Raw genomic sequence first — 6,748 nt, forward strand, 5'->3', positions numbered from 1 at the left:
GTTGCCCTTGCCGGTGTTCTTGAGGTCATCGGCCATGTGCAGGTCGGCGTTCATGCGCGCCTTGAGCACAGGGATGCGGCCCAGGCGGTCGAACTCGGCGGAATGGGCATCGAAGTTGAAAGCGCAGGCGATAAGAACGTCAAACCCGGCATCCCCGGCTTCCCGGGCGGCGCTGATCAGATCGGGACGGGAGACGGTGCCGAACTCAGGACCGATGAGGATGCCGGCGCGGCGCTCCTTCTCCTCCTCCATGTAACGGCCTTCGGCGCAGATCAGCCGACCCGGCCAGCCGGTCAGGGCGGTGAAGAGAATCCGGTTTTCCTTGTGTGCCTGTTGGATCCCGGCGGTTCTGAGGTGTTCCAGGATGACGGCGGCGAAATCAAGGAGTTCCGGGTACGGAACACGGGATGGATCCTTGAGGTGATCTTCCTGGTCCACGATCAATACCCGGTGGGGCGACAGGCTTTCTACGGTGAAGGGACCCGCCACCCGGACCTTCGATTTGACGACATGAGGTTGATCGTAAAGATATTCGAACTCCGCCTTGGCGGTGATGCAATGATCGATCTCTCGCTGTCTTTTGATGCGCCCCTTCCACCATTGCTCATGAATTTTTTGCGCCGTTTCGGACCATTCGCCGTCCGCCTCCCGGGGGATCTCCCATTCCTCCCAATGTTGGCCCAGGGCGGCGTTCAACTCCTGACGCAAGGGGTCCAACGTTTCCTGATGTCGTTCCCAGATTACATCGATGATCGGGTTGTTGGCAATCGATTTCAAAGTGATGTGGGGGACGCGCTCATACACAAACCCCTGGCGGAGGTCGCCGTGGACCTGGAGGTCGGCATCCGGTGGCTCCTCTTCCCGAATGGAATTTTCTTCGAGCAGCACCGCCGTCATGGTCCCTTTGCCCGTCCGGGAATATGGGGGAGACCGCAACCCGGCCTCCTTTTCTTTCCCTTCCAGGGAATCGGCCAGCAGGTAATAGGGATAGCGCGCCCCCATGATCCGCGCCCGTGCCAGGGCCAACGCAACGCGGGAGGTATCGATGGTGATCCAACGACGGCCCCATTGTTCGGCGACGTATGCGGTGGTGCCGGAGCCGCAGGTAGGGTCAAGGACAAGATCGCCGGGGTCAGTGGTCATGAGGAGGCAGCGTTCAACGATTGATGGACTTGTTTGAACAACGTAAATCAGTCCTACGCCAATTTGCATTGATTCCCATCGATCAGTGATGGGAAGAACAGAAAAATCTTCCAGGAATCTCTTATAACGTAAGGTTGATATCCCCGATGCAATTCTTCCAGCTCTTGATAATCTTCCGAGACCGGCAAGCGTTGTCTTCCAGTGGTTTCCAGTTCCTGGTTTGTATATTTTATGCTGGAAATTAAATTCTTGTTCCGAGGATGCTTGGCCGGAACTTATTAAACTTGTATGCTGGAATATTTTTCCGTCGATATTACTCGATGTTCTTTCAATCTCTCCTCGGGTCAGCCTACGTTCAGTTCCATCTTGAAGTTCAATTTGATCATAACGATCCGACGAAACATGTCCAACAGTCCTTTTATTATACAATTGGCGATATTTTATACATTCTCTATGGTTGGCGTACCATAGAATAAAATCAACAGTATTCGCGAGTAAATTTGCAGACTGACTTCCAGTCTTTTGAACTTGAATGATGGATACAAAATTTTCATCACCAAAAATTTCATCGAGTATCGACCTGACCCGATGGACATTTTCATCGCCGATCTGCACAAAGATCGATCCTGAATCGGTCAGCAGATCCCGGGCCAAGGTCAGACGGTCCCGCAGGTAGGTCAGATAGGAGTGGATGCCATCCCGCCACGTATCCCGGAACGCCTTCACCTGCTCCGGCTCGCGGCTGATATGGTCCTTGTTGCCATCCTTCACATCCCGGCTGGTGGTGGACCACTGGAAGTTGGAGTTGAACTTGATACCGTAGGGCGGATCGATGTAGATGCACTGCACCTGCCCGCGCAGCCCCTCACGTTCGGCCAGGGAGGCCATCACCTGGAGGGAGTCCCCCAGGATCATGCGGTTGGTCCAATGGCCATCATGCCGGTAGAAGTCGGTGGCGATGGCCTCTTTGGGCAGTCCGTTGAAGTCGGAAAAGAGATCGAATTGAAAGCCCGGCTGTTGGGATTCATCCTTTTTGGCCCGTGCCGCACTCTCCCGGCGCAGATCCTCGACCAAAACCTTGGGATGGACCTTCTCCTGGATGTAGAGCGGTGGTGCATGCACCACCAGATCGGACCAATCCTGCTCATCCTTGCCGCGCCATACCAATTGTGGATCCAGATCCCGGTTGCGCCGCTCATAAGCGATCCTGATGGGATTGTGCTCATCCCGCTTCATCACCGACTGGAACTCCGCCGTGGGAATGTTGCGACGGTGCGCCTCCTTGTGGGTCAGGGCATCGACTTCCAAGGTTTTGTCTGCGCCTTTGCGGGCCATCAGGGGTTCTCCTCCGGCGTATCACTCCGGTTTCCCGTTCGCAGAACGGAAACCAAACCGTCAATATGTTCAAACAGGTCGTCGTTCACGTTCTGCCACATGGGGTCCAGAATGAACTCGACGCCTTCCCGGCGCGCCAACTTGGCCGCCGGGACGAAGTCGCTGTCGCCCGTCACCAGAATGATGGTGTCGGCCTGTTTCTTCAGGGTCATCGAGGCGATGTCGAGACCGATCCGCATATCGACGCCTTTCTGGCGCAGGATCAGGCTCACGTCATCCTCGCCAAAGTCCTGCCAGGCGGCAATCAGTTTTTCGAGGTTGCGGCGTTGCTCAACCGTCAGATCGGGCGGGCCGCCCCCTTCGTTTCCGTCGGCCAGGAGAGATTTCAAGAATGGAACCCATTCCCTTGTTCTGATGAGAGATTTCGTCAGGCGGGAGGGAATCTGCCAATCGCCTTCCTTGGTCACCTTGCCCAGCCGCAAGGCGAACTTCCGCTTCCGCCGAAGTTCCTGGAAGAGTGATTCCCGAAACCGTGCTTGTTCGGTTTTTGCGAATTCAATGCGCCGGTTGGCGATGGGATGGTGGGTAACGCCATCGAAGGGGCGGGCGTCGTAATAGAACAGGCGGTAGACGTGATCCAGCCAGCGGATGGGGTCACTCCTGTCGGCTTCGCCGATCAACCTTTGAACATGGCGCTTGCAGAGAATGCGAGCGGTTTCCGCCACCGCTTCAGGGGTCTCGCGGAAACGTGATTCCACGACCTTGGGCAGCCGTTTGAGGAAAAAGCCCCCGTCAATGAGGATCGCAACGCGACGAATCCTCATATCCCCACCCCTGCAACAAAAAAGCCCCAGGGTTTCGGCACACGCTCGGGATAGTTGAGCGGGCGTACTTCCAAGGGGCGGATACGAGAAAAGCATACCGTTTGATGGCGAAAATGGCAACCGATCATTGCACGGCCCCAGACTTGGTGATCACCTTCTCGATGATTTCATGAAAGGCTTCGTCAACCTTATGTCCGAAATCAGCCTCCATGGCGAACACATCGGTAAACTCGGCAAAGGCCCAACGCCCGAACTTGCCCAGGTTATTCACCCCCGGCACCCAATAGGCGCGCATGGTGTTGGCCTTGTCCTTGGCATCCTCGCCACGGAACCCTTTGATCTCGACGATCAGGTTCAAGGGATCCCCCCGGCCATGGCCATCGTCCACCTGGACGATGAAGTCCGGGATGTAGGTATGGGGGACCGCGCCCATCAGGTAGGGAACCTCCAGTCCAAGGTTCTGGTTCTTGACGTAGGCCAGCACCTGGGGATGGCCCTCTACAACCCGGCAAAACTCCGCTTCCCAATCCCCGTCGCAAATCACCCAGTTGATCTGACAGCGGTCCGGTCGGGTCTCCCACCGGGTTTCCTTGGATGTGGTGAAGTTCACATGCATGGTGGAGCCTCGGGGATTGTAGGCATCCAGGATGGCCTTGACCGGACGTTCGCCCTCCAGGCGCTTGGTGATGGCCGTCTTGATCCGCTCGCAAGCCATGTCGGCGATTTCCTGAATGATCAACTGCGCCGGAAACGTGCCGCCGGTACAGCGCAAATAACCACCGTCCAACCATTGACGAACGATGCGCTTGAGTTGGCCAAACAGATACAGCTTGGGTTCCTCGCCAGGATCGCGGTATTGGGTGTAGAGCAGATGGCGCGTCAGGTGAAACAGAATGGTGGAGCGCCGCATGTCCTCCAGATGTTTGACGGTCAGATCCACATCTTCACCGATGATCCCCTGGTTTCTGGTGATTCCCGGACCGGTCAGAAGTGGCGTCAACTCCAGAACGGAATTCTCGGTAAATTGGGCCGTAAGCTTTTCATCGGGCAATTCCACCCGATAACCTTCCACCCGGGGGAAGGTGATCTCCAGATCATTGCGCTCCGGCGTGACCGCATGCACCCGAATCGTCTCCCGGGGCGGGACAGGCTTGGAGATGACGGGTTGTGCGGTGAAGTCAAAGGGAATGCCCAGAATGTCGGCATATTCGACGTTGAACAGGCCTTCCTCATTAAGATCGTAGGACTGGCGGCGCAGGGCGCGGCCCACCACCTGCTCGCAAAGCAATTGGGTTCCGAAAGCGCGAACCCCCAGAACATGGGTCACCGTATTGGCGTCCCACCCCTCGGTGAGCATGGAGACCGAGACGACGCAGCGGATGGATTCCCCCAGGCGACCTCGCTTGCCGACCGTGTTCATCACCTCCCGCAGGAGGTCCGAATCGGTAATGTTCTCCCCGGCGCGTTGATCGCCGGTCCGGTCCACGATCTCCCGCCGGAAACGTTCGATCTCATCGGAGGCCATGTCACGGAAGTTTGTATCCAGCGCCTCGCCAGATTCCAACTGTTCGCTGTCGATCAGAAGCGTCCGTGGGCGGGGAAGGCGGTTGCCGTGCTCGTCATAATTGCGAAAAAGCGCCAATCGGCCATGTTCCAGCTGGGACTTGCCATCGTCCCCTTCACGCTCAAATCCGGAGATGAAATCGTAGACCAGCTTGGAGGTGGAGGTGTTGTTGCAAACCACGATGAACACCGGCGGAACGCGGATGCCTTCCTTTTCCCAAAGGTTAAAGGTCTCCTCGTAGTGACCGTAAAGGGCCTCCAATGCGGTTTGCAGTTCAGTGGGCAAACTCAGGGGGTCAAGCGTCTTTGCCGCGCCACGCCCCTTCCTGGGCATGTGTTTGCCGATATGCTCCCAAAGGTTGCGGAACTTGGGCACATCCCCGCCGGGAATATTGTCGGCGACCGGAACGCGGGGCAGCTTGACGATGCCGCACTCAATGGCGTCCATCAGGGAAAAGTCGCTACAGGTCCAGGGGAACAGGGTGCCTTCGATATATCCTGACCCTCTCAGGAAGAAGGGCGTCGCAGAAAGGTCGAACACGGTCCGCACCCCCAGCTTGCGCTTCACCGCCTCGATGCCGGAGATCCAAAGATGGGCCGCCTCGTTGTTCTTCTTCGCCTCGTCCTTGTCATCGCCCGTCAGATCATCCACATCATGACTGCCCGGCTTTTCCCGGTAGCAGTGGTGCGCTTCGTCATTGAGCACCAGGATGTTCTTCATGCCCATCAGCCCGGGCATCACCCGCTGAAGCATCTGGCCTTCGGTTTCTACCGTCTCCAGGTCGGGGCCGCGCCCTTTCAGCAGCGAACGGCCCACTTTGGAAACGTCCATGCGCTCCCGCAGCTTGAAGGCGTGATAGTTGGTGATGACGATCTTGGCCCGATCCAGATCCGCCAGCATGTCACTGGGAACGATCTCCCGGCTCTTGTAGTAGCTGTCCGGGTCGTTGGGCTGCAAAACCCGAAGGCGATCACGAATGGTAATGCCCGGGGTGACGATGAGAAACCCACGGGTGAACAGTTTGCTCTGGGGGTGGCGGGCTGCATTGACCGTCTGCCACGCGATGAGCATGGCCATCACCGTGGTCTTGCCGGCTCCCGTGGCCAGCTTCAGCGCCAGGCGATAGATTTCGGGATTGGCCTCCAGATTGGTTTGTTGCAGGAGATCCAGATAGTTTGATCCGCGTTTCCCCATTTTGGGGGCGACCTCGGTGAGCCAGATGGCCGTTTCCACGGCTTCAACCTGGCAGAAGAAGGGGCGGATGCCTTGGAATCGATGATGACGCCAATGCTGAAGCAGTCGGGCTGTTTCCGGGGTGACCGACCACGGGTCGGATGAAGGAAGATTTCGCCAAAGTTTGACCTGGCTCCGCACCTCGTTGATGAACGGGGTCGGATCGTACTCCTGTTCAGCCGTGGAAAGATCATCAAAGACCATCACGGATTGGTCTTTGGAGCTACGACGTTTTTTGGGCTTGGGTACAGGAGTGATCAGGTCCGAGGGACGACGGTTGTGGATAATCTTGTTGGTCGGCTGTCCATCGGTATCCAATTCCCAGTGCTGATCAGGATCTCCGTATGGCGAATTTAATATTGGCCTCTCAAAGAAACGATTGGGCATGGCTCTGCAACCTCATTATTATTAATTACAATAGGTAAACCACCGGCTTTGCCGGTGGACTGAACAAGGCTGCGCCGTTCCCTCGTGCAGATGAAAGCACACGACTTTCAGGGAATGAACAGCGTTTTCAAGGCTGGAAGAACGGTGGCGGTGATGACCAGAGCCAGCATCCATTTGATCAGCAACGTAACCGTTCAGACCCCCTCTCCCTCCGGGAGAGGGTCGGGGTGAGGGGAAACAGAAACTCCATCATTCAAAGGGC

General features: G+C 56.8%; 3 protein-coding genes. All 3 read right to left on the minus strand.

The genetic code is table 11. The features are described from left to right. A partial coding sequence (locus HQL76_17955) for a site-specific DNA-methyltransferase (protein MBF0111053.1) occupies nt 1-2,478 on the minus strand: 2,478 nt, incomplete at its 3' end. Beyond that, nucleotides 2,478-3,302, minus strand: a complete 825-nt coding sequence (locus HQL76_17960) for an NYN domain-containing protein (protein MBF0111054.1) — start codon at nt 3,300-3,302, stop codon at nt 2,478-2,480. The genes HQL76_17955 and HQL76_17960, both read right to left, overlap by 1 nt. A gap of 124 nt (nt 3,303-3,426) precedes the next feature. After that, entirely contained in the window at nt 3,427-6,486 is a 3,060-nt protein-coding gene (locus HQL76_17965) for a DEAD/DEAH box helicase family protein (protein ID MBF0111055.1), read from the minus strand. Between the last annotated feature and the right edge of the window lie 262 nt (nt 6,487-6,748).

It is taken from the genome of Magnetococcales bacterium (assembly GCA_015228815.1).
Lineage (GTDB): Bacteria > Pseudomonadota > Magnetococcia > Magnetococcales > UBA8363 > UBA8363.

What these genes read in the sequence shown, in the direction of transcription:
- HQL76_17960 (MBF0111054.1), bottom strand. Translation starts at nt 3,302, where the DNA reads ATGAGGATTCGTCGCGTTGCGATCCTCATTGACGGGGGCTTTTTCCTC.
- HQL76_17965 (MBF0111055.1), bottom strand. Translation starts at nt 6,486, where the DNA reads ATGCCCAATCGTTTCTTTGAGAGGCCAATATTAAATTCGCCATACGGA.